The following is a 15050-nucleotide window of genomic DNA, read 5'->3' as shown; positions in this document are numbered from 1 at the left end:
CTTCTCCTCCCCCCCGAAAGGGGGAAGGTCGGGATGGGGGTCAGCCGCAGACGACGGCGTATGTGGAGGGAGAATATCCCCACCCGCTTTGCTCTGGCGAGCAAAGCGACCTCCCTTTTCAAGGGGAGGGTTGGAACGAGAGTAGCCCGGATGGACCCAAACGGGTCGCGCGAACGCGCTTAGACCAGCGACAGCTTGCGATCGATCACGAACAGCACGCGTTCCAGTTCGTGGCCGCGGCGGAGGATCAGGCCGGTCGCGGAAATCACGCTGTACATGCCCTGCTTGCGCGCAAGCCGGGGATCCTTCTCGATCCGGTAGATCGGCATTTCGGATGCGCGCCGGAACACCGAGAACACGGCACGGTCCTTCAGGAAATCGATCGCATAATCGCGCCACTCGCCGTCGGCGACCATGCGGCCGTAGAGATTGAGAATGCGGTTGAGCTCAAGTCGATTGAATGTCACGCGGTTGGGCTGAGGGGTCGCGGCGGCGGTGCGCGCCGCGGCACGACTCCCGCTCGGATCAGTGTCCTCCGAGATCAAACTCATCGAGCGCCTCCTGTCACCTCGGTGACAATCGGGTTCCGAAGGCCCCTGTTCGGGATCGTCACGAGAGCGACATGATCGCGCTAAGCTAGGGGGCCCGCAAGGGGCCAATCGCAATGCAACCGGGCCTTAACCACCGCCGCGCGCGGCGGATTGTCCGGAAAACCGCAGAGTCACGGGAACGTTAGCGGAATCATATTGCTGCCCCACTTCCGCCCATCGCCCGCCTCGCTGCCCTGCGAAAAGGAAACCCTGCGTTGGCCCGGTCCTTTCGGTTCCGGATTCCTCAGCCCCCAGCCCCCCGGGGCCGTCGGGATCGGGCCTGTTCGCAGGGGAGTCAAATCCCAACACTGGGCCAACGAAAGTTGGTCCTTTTTGTTTTTGGGACCTGCGCAAGCAAGACGCGCGCGCCAAGCCCCGGCGCCTTCCTTTCGGCAAATCACTAAATGCAGGTTTGTCGCCATGCGCGGGCGACGACAACATGCGTGCGGCCCAGCGACGCGACTGGCCGAAGCCAGCGCATCGCGCCTTACTGTGGCGAGGCGCTAGTGAAGTGAGGTGAAGGCAGCGCCGAGCATCGGGCCCGGCTTGTCGCGGTTGCCGTCCTGGACGTACACCGCGGCAGCATCGACACCGTCACGCGTGATGTTCTCCAGCGGCACGGTCCAGCTCCCGGACGAACCGTTCCAGTCACCGACCTTGAGGAGATTGCGCACCACGTTGTGGTAGGTGATCTCGCGGCCGCGGTTCTCGCCGCGCGCGATCGAGATCGGCACCGACTTGGAGATCGAGCAGATCCAGACCTCGCCGCGCGACACGGCAGGCGACTTCGATGCGGCGACCGACACATTGATCTGCTTGCCGGTCAGCGTCATCGTCACCGGCACCGACATCACGCTACCGCCCTTCTCGGTGTCCTTGATCGCGCTCTCGATGCTGGCGCGGTCGCTGCCGATCACATGCGCGGAGCCGTTGATCACAGCCTGCGGTGTGTAGACGTCGCGATCGCCGCGCACATGCGAATAGGCCTTCTGGCGCGCGCTGAAACGGGAATCGGCCAGCGTGTCCTTCCAGCCGAGATAGTCCCAATAGTCGATCGGCATGCTCAGCGCGATGACGTTGGGGTCCTTCGCGAGGTCACCGATGATCTTGTCCGCGGGCGGACAGGACGAGCATCCCTGTGAGGTGAAGAGTTCGACGACAGCACGCGGATCAGCGTGGGCGGGGCGGATGATCGCGACGATTGCGCAGATGCCAAGGGCGCTCGACCATCGCGAGATACAGTTATAGGCCATCATCGCTGTCATACTGCGAACCAGTCGTGATGATTTCCATCCGTAATTGTACGGAGCATGAAGTCTGTCCCTGAACTTGCGTGCCCCAAAACGCGAGAAAGCGGCCTTTTCATAGGCCGCCTTCTTTTTAGCCGCTACTCACTAAGCAGTGAGGCACCGATCACAAATCCGCGTTGGAGCATGGTCCGGAAAAGTGTGAAGCGGTTTTCCGGATAGACCATGCTCAAACAAGGGGCCCTTAGGCCGCGAGTTTGCGCAGCACATAATGCAGGATGCCGCCGTTGCGATAGTAATCGAGCTCGTCCAGCGTATCGATGCGGCAGAGCAGCGGGACATCCTTTTTGCCGCCGTCAGCGGAGACGATCTCGGCCGTCAATGTCTGGCGCGGCTTCAGATCGCCCTGCAGCCCGCGGATCGTGACCTTCTCGTCGCCCTTGAGGCCGAGCGAGGACCACGACGTGCCGTCCTGGAAGGTGAGCGGAAGCACGCCCATGCCGACCAGGTTGGAGCGATGGATGCGCTCGAAGCTCTGGCAGATCACCGCGCGCACGCCGAGCAGACGGGTGCCCTTCGCGGCCCAGTCGCGCGACGAGCCGTTGCCGTATTCGGCGCCGGCGAACACCACCAGCGGCACGCTCTCCTGCTGGTACTTCATCGCGGCATCGTAGATCGACATCTGCTCGCCGTCGGGCCAGTGCCTGGTCAAACCGCCTTCCGGAATATTGCCGTCGGCGCCCTTCAGCATGAAGTTCTTGATGCGGATGTTGGCGAAGGTGCCGCGCATCATCACTTCATGGTTGCCGCGCCGCGTGCCGTACTGGTTGAAGTCGGCGGGGCGCACCTGGTGCTCGCTGAGGAACTTGCCGGCGGGCGAGGTCAGCTTGATCGAACCGGCCGGCGAGATGTGGTCCGTGGTGATCTTGTCGCCGAACATCGCGAGAATCCGCGCGTCGACCACGTCGGTGACCGGGTCGGGCTGCTTCTTCATGCCCTCGAAATAGGGCGGGTTCTGCACATAGGTCGAGCTCATGTTCCAGCGATAGGTCTCGCTTTCCGTGGTCTTGATCTTGCGCCAGTTGGTATCGCCCTTGAACACGTCGGCGTACTTCTTCTTGAAGATCGTCGCGGTGACGTACTTCTTCATGAAGGCGTTGATCTCCTTGGCGGTCGGCCAGATGTCTTTGAGGAACACCGGCTTGCCGTCCTTGCCGATGCCGAGCGGCTCGACCGCGAGATCCTTGGTCACGGTGCCGGCGAGCGCGTGCGCGACGACGAGCGGCGGCGAGGCGAGGTAGTTCGCCTGCACGTCGGGCGAGACGCGGCCTTCGAAGTTGCGGTTGCCCGACAGCACGGCGGCGGCGACGATGCCGTTTTCGTTGATCGACTTCGAGATGTCTTCCGGCAGCGGGCCGGAATTGCCGATGCAGGTCGTGCAGCCGAAGCCGACCAGGTTGAAGCCGACCTTATCGAGATCGGCCTGCAGGCCGGAATTGGCGAGATATTCCGCCACCACCTGGCTGCCCGGCGCGAGCGAGGTCTTTACCCACGGCTTGGCCTTGAGGCCCTTGGCGGCCGCCTTGCGCGCCAGCAGGCCGGCGCCGATCAGCACGCTCGGATTCGAGGTGTTGGTGCAGGAGGTAATCGCCGCGATCACGACGTCGCCATGGCCGAGATCGAAGTCACGGCCCTCGACGGCATAACGCTTCTGCTCGCCCTCGGGCTTCTTGTATTCGCCGACCAGCGCGGTCGCGAAACCGGTCGACACCGCCGGCAGCGCGATGCGGCCTTCGGGGCGCTTCGGCCCGGCCATCGACGGCACGACGTCGCCGAGGTCGAGCGTCAGCGTGGTGGTGAACACCGGGTCGGTCGACTTGGCGGTACGGAACAGGCCCTGCGCCTTGGCATAGGACTGCACCAGCTTGACGCGATCGGCCTTGCGGCCCGAGGTCTTCAGGTAATCGATGGTCGCGGCGTCGACCGGGAAGAAGCCGCAGGTCGCGCCATATTCGGGCGCCATGTTGCCGATGGTCGCCTTGTCCGCGACCGAGAGATAGTCGAGGCCCGGGCCGAAGAACTCGACGAACTTGCCGACCACGCCGAGCTTGCGCAGCATCTGGGTGACGGTCAGCACGAGGTCGGTCGCGGTGACGCCTTCCTTGAGCTGGCCCTTGAGCTTGAAGCCGACCACCTCAGGCAGCAGCATCGACAGCGGCTGGCCGAGCATGCAGGCCTCCGCCTCGATGCCGCCGACGCCCCAGCCGAGCACGGCGAGGCCGTTGACCATCGTGGTGTGCGAGTCGGTGCCGACCAGCGAGTCGGGATAGGCGACCTCGAAGGTGCCGGTCTTCCGGCCGACCGTCATCTTCTCCTTCTTGGTCCACACCGTCTGCGCCAGATATTCGAGATTGACCTGGTGGCAGATGCCGGTGCCGGGCGGCACCACCGAGAAGTTCGAGAACGCCTTCTGGCCCCACTTCAGGAACTCGTAGCGCTCCTGGTTCTGCTTGTATTCCTCGGTGACGTTCTTCGCGAACGCCTTGTTGTCACCGAAGAAGTTGACGATCACCGAGTGGTCGATGACGAGATCGACCGGCACCAGCGGGTTGATCTTCTCGGCATCGCCGCCGAGGCTCTGCATCGCGTTGCGCATCGCCGCGAGGTCGACCACGGCCGGGACGCCGGTGAAATCCTGCATCAGGACGCGCGCCGGGCGGAACGCGATCTCGTGTTCGAGCTGGCGCTTCTTCAGCCACTTCGACACCGCGACGATGTCTTCCTTCTTGACGGTGCGGCCGTCCTCGTTGCGCAGCAGGTTCTCCAGCAGAACCTTCATCGAATACGGCAGCTTCGAAATCCCCTTCAGTCCGTTCTTCTCTGCCTGGGGCAGGCTGTAATAGACGTAGGACTTGCCGCCGACCTTCAGGGTCTTGCGGCATTTGAAGCTGTCGAGCGAGGTCATGCGAGGAATCCCAATTCTCAGTTATACCCGGCAAGGGTAACTAAACACCGGCGATCGACACTGGCCAAGGGATGGCCTGGGGTGGGTTGCGGCCGCCGATTGTGTGTGCTGCATCAAGTTCCGGGCTTATAGAACCTTTCTAGAAGCGCCGCCACACCGACAAGCGTGCGACAGCGTTGCGCGACCCAAAAATTCTCACGCGGTAGCGAAAGATTTCAGAGGGCTGTGACAAGACGAACCATGCGGCTCTCGGGACGAAATCTGAAATGCGTGCGCGGCGGGCGCGAGGTGTTTTCCGGCCTCGATCTGTCGGCCACGTCAAGCGAGGCGCTCGCCATCACGGGCCCCAACGGCGCGGGCAAGACCTCGCTGCTGCGGGTCCTGGCGGGGCTATTGGTTCCCACCGAGGGTGTGGTCGCGCTCGAAGGCGGCGACGCCGAGCTCAGCCTGCCGGAGCAGGCCCACTATCTCGGCCACCGCGACGCCCTGAAGCCGGCGCTGAGCGTTGCGGAAAATCTGTCCTTCTGGCGGGAATTCCTCGGCGGCGAGACCAAGGACGCCGGCCGCTGCCTTGCCGCGGTGGCGCTCGACCACGCCGCGCATCTGCCGGCGGCCTACCTTTCAGCCGGCCAGCGCCGCCGCCTGTCGATCGCGCGCCTGCTCTCGGTGCGGCGGCCGGTGTGGCTGCTGGACGAGCCGACATCGGCGCTCGATGCGGCCGGACAGGCGCTGTTCGTCGACCTGATGCGCGACCATCTCGCACAAGGCGGCCTGATCGTCGCGGCGACGCATCTGCCGCTCGGCATCGATGCGCGTAATCTGCGGATGGGAGGCGCGGCATGAGCGCGCTTGGCGCCTTGATCCGGCGCGACATCCGCATCGCGCTGCGTGTCGGCGGCGGCGCGCTGATCGGCGTGCTGTTCTTCCTCACCGTCACCGTGCTGATGCCGTTCGCGGTCGGACCGGATCTCGCGCTGCTGTCGCGGCTCGGCCCCGCCATCCTCTGGCTCGGCGCGTTGCTGGCGAGCCTGCTCACCCTCGACCGCCTGTTCACGGCCGACCACGAGGACGGCTCGCTCGACCTCATCGTGATGGCCCGGACGCCGCTGGAACTCGCCTGCGCCGCCAAGGCACTGGCACACTGGATCGCCGCCGGGCTGCCGCTGATCATCGCAACCCCGGTGCTCGGCCTGCTGCTCAATCTCGACGGCACCGCGACGCTCGCCGTTGCGGCGACGCTGCTGGCGGGAACACCGGCGCTGACTTTCACCGGCATGATCGGCGCGGCATTGGCCGTGACGCTGCATCGCGGCGGGCTATTGCTGGCGGTGCTGGTGCTGCCGCTGTCGATCCCGGTGCTGATCTTCGGTGTCGCGGCCTCGCAGGCGGCAATATCGGGGCCTTTGCCGTTTGGAACACCGTTCTCGATCCTCTGCGCGCTGTCGCTTGCCAGCCTCGTGATCGGCCCCTTTGCCGCCGCCGCGAGCCTGCGGCACGGGCTGGACTGAAATGAGCCCGATCAAATCTCGCCGGGAGGAAATCGGCCAATTGCCTGCGACACACCGGACGATTATCAGGGTGCCATGACGCTGACCGACCTCGCCAACCCGACCAAGTTTCTGGCGCTGACCGCGCGCATCCTGCCGTGGCTCGCCGGCGTGACCGCGATCCTGCTCGCGATCGGGCTCTACCAATCGGCGATGGCGCCCGACGACTACCAGCAGGGCGCCACGGTGAAGATCATGTTCATCCACGTTCCGAACGCGTGGCTGTCGATGTTCGTCTGGGGCGTCATGAGCGTGGCCGCGCTCGGCACCCTGGTGTGGCGGCATCCGCTCGCCGACGTCGCCGCGAAAGCCGCAGCTCCGATCGGCGCCGCCTTCACCTTCCTTGCGCTGGTCACCGGCTCGCTGTGGGGCCGGCCGATGTGGGGCACCTATTGGGAGTGGGATGCGCGCCTGACCTCGGTCTTGATCCTGTTCCTGATGTATCTCGGCCTGATGGCGCTGTGGCGCGCGGTGGAGGACCCGTCGCGCGCGGCGCGGGCGGCGGCGGTGCTCACGCTGGTGGGCGCGATCAACATCCCGATCATCAAGTTCTCGGTCGACTGGTGGAACACGCTGCATCAGCCGGCCTCGGTGTTTCGCGCCGGCGGGCCGACGCTCGACAAGGCGTTCCTGTGGCCGCTGCTGGTGATGGCGATCGCGTTCTCGCTGCTGTTCATCACCTTGCACCTGGCGGCGATGCGCAACGAGATCCTGCGCCGGCGCGTGCGCAGCCTGCAGATGATGCAGGCGAGCCGCGTCTCGTTCACGAGCGAGACGGGCGGCGGTTCGCAAGCAACCGCGTCAAACGAAATCGGAGCGGCGTGACACGATGGCGCTTGGTCCCTACGCCTCCTTCATCGTGACGTCCTACGCGCTGGTCGCGGCGGTCGTGCTGCTGCTGATCGTCTGGATCATCGCCGACTATCGCCGGCAACAGGCGCGTCTCAGAGAGATCGAGGCCAGCGGCGTGACGCGCCGCTCCGGCCGCAGTGCGGCAGATACAAGATGAGCGATCAGGCGACCAACCGCCCGCCGCAAGCCCGCCGCCTGCTGGTGGTGCTGCCCCTGCTGATCTTTCTCGGCCTCGCCGGGCTGTTCCTGCTGCGGCTCTATGGCGGCGATCCCTCGAAAATCCCGTCGGCGCTGATCGGCCGGCCGGCGCCGCAGACCGCGCTGCCCGCGCTCGACGGCCTGGTGCGGGACGGCGCGCCGGTCCCCGGTCTCGATCCCGCCGCCTTCAAGGGCAAGGTCTCGGTCGTCAATGTCTGGGCGTCGTGGTGCGTCCCCTGCCACGACGAGGCGCCCCTGCTGACCGAGCTCGGCAAGGACAAGCGCTTCCAGATCATCGGCATCAACTACAAGGACTCGCCCGAGAACGCGCGGCGCTTCCTCGGCCGCTACGGTAATCCGTTCGGCATCGTCGGCGTCGACGGCAACGGTCGCGCCTCGATCGAATGGGGCGTTTATGGCGTGCCCGAGACCTTCCTGGTCGGGCGCGAGGGCACCATCGTCTACAAGCTGGTCGGCCCGGTGACCCCGGACAACGTCAACCGCGTGCTCAAGGCCGAGATCGAGAAGGCGCTCGCGGCGGGCAGCTAGTGACAGCGGCTTATTGGCCTCCCTCTCCCCGTCCTTTACGGGGAGAGGTCGAAATTCGCGCGAAGCGGGAATTTCGGGTGAGGGGCTCTGGACGGTGTTTGTAATAGGCTCCGAGCCTGTCCGTGGAGAGACCCCTCACCCCAACCCTCTCCCCGCAAGAGCGGGGCGAGGAGCAGAGCGGTGATCACCCCTTCCGCACGTCGCCCGCGTCGGCCTCGCTCGCCTCCAGCGAGACCGGCTCGAGGTGATAGCGCTTGGTCAGCGGCATCTGGGCGATGGCAAAGATCATGGTCAGCGGCGTCACGCCGAACACCTTGAAGTTCACCCAGAAATCCGTGGTCTGCGTGCGCCAGACGAGCTCGTTGAGCACCGCCATGCCGGCGAAGAACAGCGCCCAGCGCATGGTGAGGATGCGCCAGCCCTGCGGCGTCAGGTTGAACACCTGATCGAACATGATGGCAATGAAGGACCGGCCGAACAGGAGCCCGCCGCCGAGCACGGCCGCGAACAGCCCGTAGATGATAGTCGGCTTGACCTTGATGAAGGTCTCGTCGTGCAGCACCAGCGTCAGCGTGCCGAACACCAAGACGATCGCGCCGGTCACCAGCGCCATGATCGGCACGTGCCTGGTGACCACATAGGATGCGATCATCGCGGCCACGATCGCCACCATGAACGCGCCGGTCGCGACGAACAGATGGTATTTGGCGTTGGCGATAAAGAACACGAGCAGCGGCCCGAGTTCGGTCGCCAGCTTGAACAGCGGGTGCGGCTGGGTCTTGTCCATCAATCGATTCCGGCAATTGCCTTGGCAAAATCCTTCGCGGCGAAGGGCGCGAGGTCCTCGACGCCTTCGCCGACGCCGATGAAATGCACCGGCAGCTTGTGCTTCTCCGACAGCGCGACAAGGATGCCGCCGCGCGCGGTGCCGTCAAGCTTGGTCATCACGAGCCCCGTGACGCCCGCCGTACGATGAAACGCCTCGACTTGCGACAACGCATTTTGTCCCACCGTGGCGTCGAGCACGAGCAGCACCGCGTGCGGCGCCGACGCATCGACCTTCCTGATGACGCGCACGACCTTTTCCAATTCGTTCATCAGCTCGGACTTGTTCTGCAGGCGGCCGGCGGTGTCGATCAGCAGCACGTCGCGCTGCTGCTCCTTGGCCGCGGTCAGCGCGCTGAAGGCAAGGCTCGCCGAATCCGAGCCCTGGGCGCCGGCGATGACCGGCGACTTGGTGCGCTCGCCCCAGACCTTGAGCTGCTCGATCGCCGCGGCGCGGAAGGTGTCGCCGGCGGCCAGCATGACCTTGCGGCCCTCGGCGGAGAATTTCGCAGCCAGCTTGCCGATCGTCGTGGTCTTGCCGGAGCCGTTGACGCCGACCACCAGGATGACGAACGGCTGCTTCGCGGCATCGATCTCGAGCGGCTTCGCCACCGGCGACAGCACCTTCTCGACCTCGGTCGCGACCACCTCCTTGACCTCGTCGGCCGAGATCGCCTTGTCGTAGCGCCCCTTGCCGACAGCCTCCGCGATGCGGACCGCGACATCGGTACCGAGATCGGCGCGCAGCAGCACATCCTCGATGTCATCGAGCATGGCCGAATCGAGCTTGCGCTTGGTGACGAGGTCGGCGACCGCGGTCCCGATCGAACTCGAGGTCCGCTTCAGGCCGCCCTTCAGCCGCTGCCACCAGCTCTGTTTTGGAGTTCCCGCAGTGGTATCGTTCATGGCGCGGACGTGTTAGCCGTTTCGGCCCATAAACGAAAGTCTCGACGAATTGATCGATGTTCCCCAATTGACCGCGGAAGAAATCCTGGGCCGGGTGCTCCACCGCGACGGGCTGATGCTGGTGATCGACAAGCCGGCGGGCCTGCCGGTGCATCGTGGTCCCAAGGGCGGGCCCAATCTGGAGGCCTCGTTCGACGCGCTGCGGTTCGGCCTGCCGCGGCCGCCGGTGCTGGCGCATCGGCTGGACAAGGACACGTCTGGCTGCCTTGTCCTGGGACGCCACCGCAAGGCGACCGCCTCGCTCGGGCTGTTGTTCAAGCACAGCAAGATCTCGAAGACCTATTGGACGGTGGTCGAGGGCGGCCCTGCCGAGGATGAAGGCACCATTGACATGCCGCTCGGCCGGCTCAACGCCGAGCGCGGCTGGTGGCAGAAGCCGGACCCGGATGGCCAGAAGGCGATCACCAACTGGAAGGTGCTGGGGCGTAGCGACGGCCTCACCTGGCTCGCGATGGAGCCGGTCACCGGCCGCACCCATCAGCTGCGGGTGCACTCGGCGGCGATGGGCTGGCCGATCGTCGGCGACAATATCTACGGCAACGGTCCGCGCTTCGGTGAGCCGACCCTGCATCTGCATTCCCGCGAGATCGGCATCCCGATCTCCAGGAACAAGGACCCGGTGCATGTGGTGGCGCCGGCACCCGAACACATGCGGGAGCGGCTCAGGGCCTGCGGCTGGAACGGCGACTAAGCATGATCCGGAAAAGTGCGAAGCGGTTTTCCAGCCCCAACCTCATCGCGCTTTAGCCTCCGTGATTTTACGGACAATTATCCTTTACGGAACATTCAGGCCCATCGGATAGTCCTGCAGGCGGCTTAGAAAAAGCGCCGCGACGGCTCAGGACGAGCAATGCTGAATGATGGACAAGCTATTGTCGACGAGGTCGAGGCTGCGATACGCGCCGGCTCCGCCGATAAATGCCTGGCCACGGCAAGACGCGTCACCAGCCTCTTCCTCGCATCCGCCGGCAAGTTCAACAGCGAACAGATCGAGCTGTTCGACAACGTGCTCGAGCGTCTGGTGAAGACCATCGAGTTGCGCGCGCTCGCCGACATCAGCGCCCGGATGGCGCTCACCGACATCAGCGAGCAGCTCGCACCGGTCGCCCAGGCACCGCCCGCGATCATTCGTCGTCTCGCCAGCAATGACGAGATCAGGATCGCGCGGCCGATCCTGCAGGAATCGTCGCGGCTCAGCGCGGACGATTTGGTCGAGATCGCACGGACCAAGAGCGAGCAGCATCTGCTCGCCGTCGCCGGCCGCTGGTGGCTGAAGGAGGTCGTCACTGACGCGCTTCTGGCGCGTCGCTTTGCGAGCGTGAGCCACCGCCTGGTCACCAATCCCGGCGCCAAAGTATCGCCGGGCGGATTTGCCGTCATCCTCGCGCAGGCCGAACACGATCCGGTGCTTGCGGTCGAGACCGGCATTCGCGCGGACCTGCCGTCGGAGCTCCGCCTTCAGCTCCTGCGCCGCGCGACGGAAGAGGTTCGCGGCCGTCTGCTGGAACGCGCCCCGCCCTATCTGTTCGAAGAGATCCGGCACGCGATCGCCGCGGTCGCCGCCGGCGTCGAGCGCGACATGTCGCAGGTCCGCGACTTCACCGCGGCCAAGCACCACGTCGCGAAGCTGAAGGACGACGGCGAGCTCAACGAAGCCTCACTGCTCGGTTTCGCCAGGCAGCGAAAATATGAAGAGACCATCGTTGCGCTGGCGTATCTTGCGCAGTCGAACATCGAGGTGATCCGCTCCCTGATGCAAAGCCTGCGCAGTGAAGGCCTGCTGGTGCCGTGCCGGGCGGCAGGCCTGAGTTGGGATACCGCCGCCGCGGTAATGGAATGTCGCTATACCACCGGCTCCATGGGACCGGTCGAACTCGCCCATGCGAAGGGCCAGTTCACGAAATTGACCCGCGAAAACGCCGATCGCCTGCTGCGGTTCTGGCAGGTTCGCGCGTCGCAGCCGGCAAGGCTGGGCGGGCGCACGCACTGAGTGCGTCATGCACGATGCGCATGTAGAGATTCAACCTGTCAAATAGCTCGTTCAGTATCATCACCTGCGAAATACAGGTGATCCGCTGCTCCGGAGGCGCCATGCGCGGGCTCCCCATATTCGTCGTCCTGGCGAAAGCCAGGACCCATAACCACCGCATTCGGTGACCGTGCGAGATCGCGGCCCCAGCGTCGCGCAACAATTGAGATCTGCGGCAATGGGTCCCGGCCTGCGCCGGGACCACAATGGGAGCGAACTTTCTCAGCGGCCGGATGCAATGAGCCGCGCATTGTCATGGCCGCGGATAGTCATCGCGCGCACCATGCCCTGCACATCTCTCTCGATCGCGACCGGCAGGAAGTGCTCGGTGCGGCCCTGCGTGCCGCTCTCGATCAGCACCTCGCGCGTCGCGCCGACTTCCGCATCAAGCCGGCGCAGCAGCGCGGCTTCGCCTGCCGCGCGCAGCCGCCTGGCGCGCTCCTTGATCGCGCCGCCATCGACCTGCGGCATCCGTGCGGCCGGCGTGCCCGGACGCCGCGAATAGGGAAACACGTGCAGGAAGGTGAGATCGCATTCCTCGACCAGATCGAGCGAACGCGCGAACATCTCTTCAGACTCGGTCGGGAAGCCCGCGATGATGTCGGCGCCGAGAGCGATGTCCGGCCGCAGCCGGCGAACCTGCGCACAGAAATCGATCGCGTCCTTCCGCGAATGCCGGCGCTTCATCCGCTTCAGGATCATGTCGTCGCCGGACTGCAACGACAGATGCAGATGCGGCATCAGCCGCGCATCGTCGGCGATGACATCGAGCAGGTCGCGATCCGCCTCGATCGAATCGATCGACGAGATGCGCAGCCGCTTCAGCTCGGGCACATGGCGCAGGATCTGCCGGGTCAACTGGCCGAGTTTCGGCGCGCCGGGCAGGTCGGCGCCATAGCTCGTGAGATCGACGCCGGTCAGCACGATCTCGGCATGGCCGCGCTCGACCAGCGCGCGGACCTGATCGACCACCGCGCCCATCGGCACCGAGCGCGAATTGCCTCGGCCGTAGGGGATGATGCAGAAGGTGCAGCGATGATCGCAGCCGTTCTGCACCTGAACGAACACCCGCGGCAGGCCGCGTTCGAAGCCGTCGAGCAGATGCGGCGCCATCTCGGTCACCGCCATGATGTCGGCGACCGCGACCTTCTCGCTCGCATCGATGCCGAACGGCGCCTCGAACGCAGTGCGCGTCGCCTGCCAGGCGTCGCCGCGCATCTTCTCGTCATTCCCGACGACGCGATCGACCTCGGCCATCTCGGCGAACATCCGGCTTTGCGTCTGCGCCGCACAGCCGGTGACGACGATGCGCGCATGCGGGCGTTCGCGTTTCAGCTTGCGGATCGACTGCCGCGCCTGCGCCACCGCCTCGTTGGTGACGGCGCAACTGTTGATGACGATGGTGTCCGAAAGCCCCGACTGCTCGGCCTCGCGGCGGATCACCTCGGATTCGAAGGAATTGAGGCGGCAGCCAAAGGTGACGACATCGACGCCCATAACGATCAAGCAACGCTGGCGAACAGCGCCGGATCGAAGCGGCCCTCATACTCGAAATCGGCGGTGCCGGTCATCAGCACGTGATCGTCGCGCTCGCGCCACTCGATGCCGAGCTTGCCGCCGGGCAGCGTGATCTCGACGACGCGGTTGGCACGCTTCAGCCGTGCCGCCGCGACCGCCGTCGCGCAGGCTGCCGAGCCGCAGGCCCTGGTCAGGCCGGCGCCGCGCTCCCAGGTGCGGATCGTGATGTGGTCGCGATCGACGATATGGGCGAGCGTGATGTTGGCGCGCTCCGGAAAGATCGGATGGTTTTCCAAAAGCGGCCCTAAACGTTCGAGATCGTAGGCATTGACGTCATCGACCCAGAAGATCGCATGCGGATTGCCCATCGAGACCACCGATGGCGAGTGCAGTACCGGATTGTCGATCGGCCCGACCTGCAGCTCGATGTAGCGGGTGTCGCGAAATTCCTCAGCCAGCGGAATGTCCTGCCAGCCGAACTTCGGCGCGCCCATGTCGACGGTGTAGAGATCGGGCGCCGGCCCCTGCCAGCAATTGAGCAGGCCGGCGCGGGTCTGGAACGTCGCTGATGTCTGGCCGGTCTTCTCGAAGATCCGCCGCACCACGCAGCGCATGCCGTTGCCGCAGGCGCCGGCCTCCGAGCCGTCATTGTTGTAGATCGAGATGAACGCTTCGGTGCCGTCGAGCCGCGGCGGCTGCAGCACCATCAGCTGGTCATAGGGCACACCGGCCGGCGAAGCCACGGCGCGCGCCTCCGCCGCCGACACCTGTGCCCGACCTTGTGCCGCTGAATCGCGCAGGTCGACGACGACGATCTCGTTGCCGATGCCGTTCATCTTGGCGAATGCGTGATTGGCGAGCGCGCTCATCGATTTTCCCAAATTCTGCCCGGTTATATGGCGAGTGGTGGCCACTTAGCCAGCCTGAATGGTCCCATGACACATCTGTCATGGGACGAATGCAGAACTTGCGTGTTAGGAATATCGCATCTCGCGGACCGCGCGCCGGGACAGATCGAGCGGCCGTTCGAGGAAGGGGATGGAGAATACCAATGAACCGTATCAACACGCTCCGCGCGGCCCTGGTCGCGCTGCTGCCCTTGGCCGCGATCGCACTGGCAAGCCCGGCCCCTGCCCAGTCGCCGTCAGCCTCGCCCGCTCCCGCAGCGAGCCCGAGCCCAACTCCTGCCCCGACACCATCGGCGACGCCGGTGCCCCCGCCGGCCGAGACCAAGTCGCCGGCCGACAGCCCGGCCGCAGCGCAGACCCCGGCGCCGGCGCCGGCAGCCCCGGTGCAGACCGCCGATCCCTTCGGCGAGCCGTTCACGCTGGAGCCGAAAAAGGTCGTGATGCTGAAGGGCACCGCCAATTGGGATTCCGCCTTCGACGCGCTGATCGAGGCGTTCAAGCAGCTCACCGCGCGGCTCGACAAGGACGGCGTCAAGGCATCGGGCAATCCGATGATCGTCTACACCTCGACCGACGACACCGGCTTCACCTTCATCGCCGAGATCCCGGTCGATCAGGACGTCAGGAACCTCGGCAAGAACATGAGCATGGGCAATTCGCCCGACGGCAAGGCGCTGAAGTTCGTTCATCGCGGTTCCTACGACAACATGGACAACACCTATGAGGCGATCACCAACCACCTCGACGACAAGAAGCTCGAAGCCAAGGACACCTTTATCGAGGAATACATCACCGATCCGCTGAAGACCGCGGAGGACAAGCTTGTGATCAACGTCTACGTACCCCTGAAGTGAGC

At 65.1% G+C, this 15050-nt stretch carries 15 protein-coding genes; 8 read left to right on the top strand and 7 right to left on the bottom strand.

What is annotated here, in order from left to right:
* Positions 1-179: 179 nt before the first annotated feature.
* From QA639_RS02050 to acnA, 3 genes are all read right to left on the bottom strand, one after another.
* The gene (locus QA639_RS02050; RefSeq protein ID WP_028336300.1) at positions 180-551 is read right to left on the bottom strand and encodes a DUF2794 domain-containing protein; all 372 of its coding nucleotides are present in this window, start codon (positions 549-551) and stop codon (positions 180-182) included.
* Positions 552-1093: 542 nt separating this feature from the next.
* Positions 1094-1855, bottom strand: coding sequence for a DUF1223 domain-containing protein (locus tag QA639_RS02045; RefSeq protein ID WP_028336299.1), 762 nt, complete (start codon positions 1853-1855; stop codon positions 1094-1096).
* A gap of 226 nt (positions 1856-2081) precedes the next feature.
* Positions 2082-4802, bottom strand: coding sequence for an aconitate hydratase AcnA (gene acnA, locus QA639_RS02040; protein WP_157347488.1), 2721 nt, complete (start codon positions 4800-4802; stop codon positions 2082-2084).
* Between the two features lie 240 nt (positions 4803-5042).
* Between acnA and ccmA the strand changes: the two genes are divergently transcribed.
* The 5 genes from ccmA to QA639_RS02015 all read left to right on the top strand — a co-directional run bounded on the left by ccmA (position 5043) and on the right by QA639_RS02015 (position 7948).
* Positions 5043-5645: a heme ABC exporter ATP-binding protein CcmA gene (gene ccmA, locus QA639_RS02035; protein WP_028336297.1), complete on the top strand. Its 603-nt coding sequence runs from the start codon at positions 5043-5045 to the stop codon at positions 5643-5645.
* Entirely contained in the window at positions 5642-6310 is a 669-nt protein-coding gene (ccmB, locus tag QA639_RS02030; RefSeq protein WP_028336296.1) for a heme exporter protein CcmB, read from the top strand. The genes ccmA and ccmB overlap by 4 nt, the downstream gene beginning before the upstream one ends.
* 75 nt (positions 6311-6385) lie before the next feature.
* On the top strand, positions 6386-7174 hold the full coding sequence (locus QA639_RS02025) for a heme ABC transporter permease (protein ID WP_028336295.1): 789 nt from the start codon (positions 6386-6388) through the stop codon (positions 7172-7174).
* 4 nt (positions 7175-7178) lie between these two features.
* Positions 7179-7358 carry a heme exporter protein CcmD gene (gene ccmD / locus QA639_RS02020; RefSeq protein WP_028336294.1) on the top strand — a complete coding sequence of 60 codons (180 nt, stop codon included), beginning with the start codon at positions 7179-7181 and terminating at the stop codon, positions 7356-7358.
* Positions 7355-7948: a DsbE family thiol:disulfide interchange protein gene (locus QA639_RS02015; protein ID WP_028336293.1), complete on the top strand. Its 594-nt coding sequence runs from the start codon at positions 7355-7357 to the stop codon at positions 7946-7948. The genes ccmD and QA639_RS02015 overlap by 4 nt, the downstream gene beginning before the upstream one ends.
* Positions 7949-8132: 184 nt before the next feature.
* Here the strand turns inward: QA639_RS02015 and QA639_RS02010 are convergent, their stop codons facing one another.
* Entirely contained in the window at positions 8133-8735 is a 603-nt protein-coding gene (locus tag QA639_RS02010; protein ID WP_038384708.1) for a septation protein A, read from the bottom strand.
* Positions 8735-9679 carry a signal recognition particle-docking protein FtsY gene (gene ftsY, locus QA639_RS02005; protein ID WP_028336291.1) on the bottom strand — a complete coding sequence of 315 codons (945 nt, stop codon included), beginning with the start codon at positions 9677-9679 and terminating at the stop codon, positions 8735-8737. The genes QA639_RS02010 and ftsY overlap by 1 nt, the downstream gene beginning before the upstream one ends.
* A gap of 49 nt (positions 9680-9728) precedes the next feature.
* Between ftsY and QA639_RS02000 the strand changes: the two genes are divergently transcribed.
* Positions 9729-10430, top strand: a complete 702-nt coding sequence (locus QA639_RS02000) for an RluA family pseudouridine synthase (protein ID WP_198400267.1) — start codon at positions 9729-9731, stop codon at positions 10428-10430.
* A gap of 159 nt (positions 10431-10589) precedes the next feature.
* A complete protein-coding gene (locus QA639_RS01995) occupies positions 10590-11729 on the top strand; it encodes a DUF2336 domain-containing protein (protein WP_028336289.1) in 1140 nt (379 codons plus the stop codon).
* A 261-nt stretch (positions 11730-11990) separates the two neighbouring features.
* On the opposite strand, the gene mtaB is transcribed toward QA639_RS01995, so the two are convergent.
* Both mtaB and dapF read right to left on the bottom strand, forming a co-directional pair.
* Complete coding sequence (mtaB, locus tag QA639_RS01990; RefSeq protein ID WP_157347529.1) at positions 11991-13265, bottom strand: tRNA (N(6)-L-threonylcarbamoyladenosine(37)-C(2))-methylthiotransferase MtaB; 1275 nt, start codon at positions 13263-13265, stop codon at positions 11991-11993.
* A gap of 5 nt (positions 13266-13270) precedes the next feature.
* A complete protein-coding gene (dapF, locus tag QA639_RS01985; protein ID WP_157347490.1) occupies positions 13271-14155 on the bottom strand; it encodes a diaminopimelate epimerase in 885 nt (294 codons plus the stop codon).
* Positions 14156-14337: 182 nt separating this feature from the next.
* On the opposite strand from dapF, the gene QA639_RS01980 reads away from it, so the two are divergent.
* On the top strand, positions 14338-15048 hold the full coding sequence (locus QA639_RS01980; RefSeq protein WP_283089062.1) for a GyrI-like domain-containing protein: 711 nt from the start codon (positions 14338-14340) through the stop codon (positions 15046-15048).
* Positions 15049-15050 lie beyond the last annotated feature (2 nt).

It is taken from the genome of Bradyrhizobium pachyrhizi (assembly GCF_029714545.1).
In the GTDB taxonomy this organism is placed as follows: Bacteria; Pseudomonadota; Alphaproteobacteria; order Rhizobiales; family Xanthobacteraceae; genus Bradyrhizobium; species Bradyrhizobium pachyrhizi.
Note: the sequence above shows the minus strand (reverse complement) of the source record. Positions and strands in the feature narration are given on the sequence as shown.

Excerpts from the sequence above, each read along its gene's own strand:
- QA639_RS02050 (WP_028336300.1), bottom strand. The coding sequence starts at position 551 with ATGAGTTTGATCTCGGAGGACACTGATCCGAGCGGGAGTCGTGCCGCG.
- QA639_RS02045 (WP_028336299.1), bottom strand. The coding sequence starts at position 1,855 with ATGACAGCGATGATGGCCTATAACTGTATCTCGCGATGGTCGAGCGCC.
- acnA (WP_157347488.1), bottom strand. The coding sequence starts at position 4,802 with ATGACCTCGCTCGACAGCTTCAAATGCCGCAAGACCCTGAAGGTCGGC.
- ccmA (WP_028336297.1), top strand. The coding sequence starts at position 5,043 with ATGCGGCTCTCGGGACGAAATCTGAAATGCGTGCGCGGCGGGCGCGAG.
- ccmB (WP_028336296.1), top strand. The coding sequence starts at position 5,642 with ATGAGCGCGCTTGGCGCCTTGATCCGGCGCGACATCCGCATCGCGCTG.
- QA639_RS02025 (WP_028336295.1), top strand. The coding sequence starts at position 6,386 with ATGACGCTGACCGACCTCGCCAACCCGACCAAGTTTCTGGCGCTGACC.
- ccmD (WP_028336294.1), top strand. The coding sequence starts at position 7,179 with ATGGCGCTTGGTCCCTACGCCTCCTTCATCGTGACGTCCTACGCGCTG.
- QA639_RS02015 (WP_028336293.1), top strand. The coding sequence starts at position 7,355 with ATGAGCGATCAGGCGACCAACCGCCCGCCGCAAGCCCGCCGCCTGCTG.
- QA639_RS02010 (WP_038384708.1), bottom strand. The coding sequence starts at position 8,735 with ATGGACAAGACCCAGCCGCACCCGCTGTTCAAGCTGGCGACCGAACTC.
- ftsY (WP_028336291.1), bottom strand. The coding sequence starts at position 9,679 with ATGAACGATACCACTGCGGGAACTCCAAAACAGAGCTGGTGGCAGCGG.
- QA639_RS01995 (WP_028336289.1), top strand. The coding sequence starts at position 10,590 with ATGCTGAATGATGGACAAGCTATTGTCGACGAGGTCGAGGCTGCGATA.
- mtaB (WP_157347529.1), bottom strand. The coding sequence starts at position 13,265 with ATGGGCGTCGATGTCGTCACCTTTGGCTGCCGCCTCAATTCCTTCGAA.
- dapF (WP_157347490.1), bottom strand. The coding sequence starts at position 14,155 with ATGAGCGCGCTCGCCAATCACGCATTCGCCAAGATGAACGGCATCGGC.
- QA639_RS01980 (WP_283089062.1), top strand. The coding sequence starts at position 14,338 with ATGAACCGTATCAACACGCTCCGCGCGGCCCTGGTCGCGCTGCTGCCC.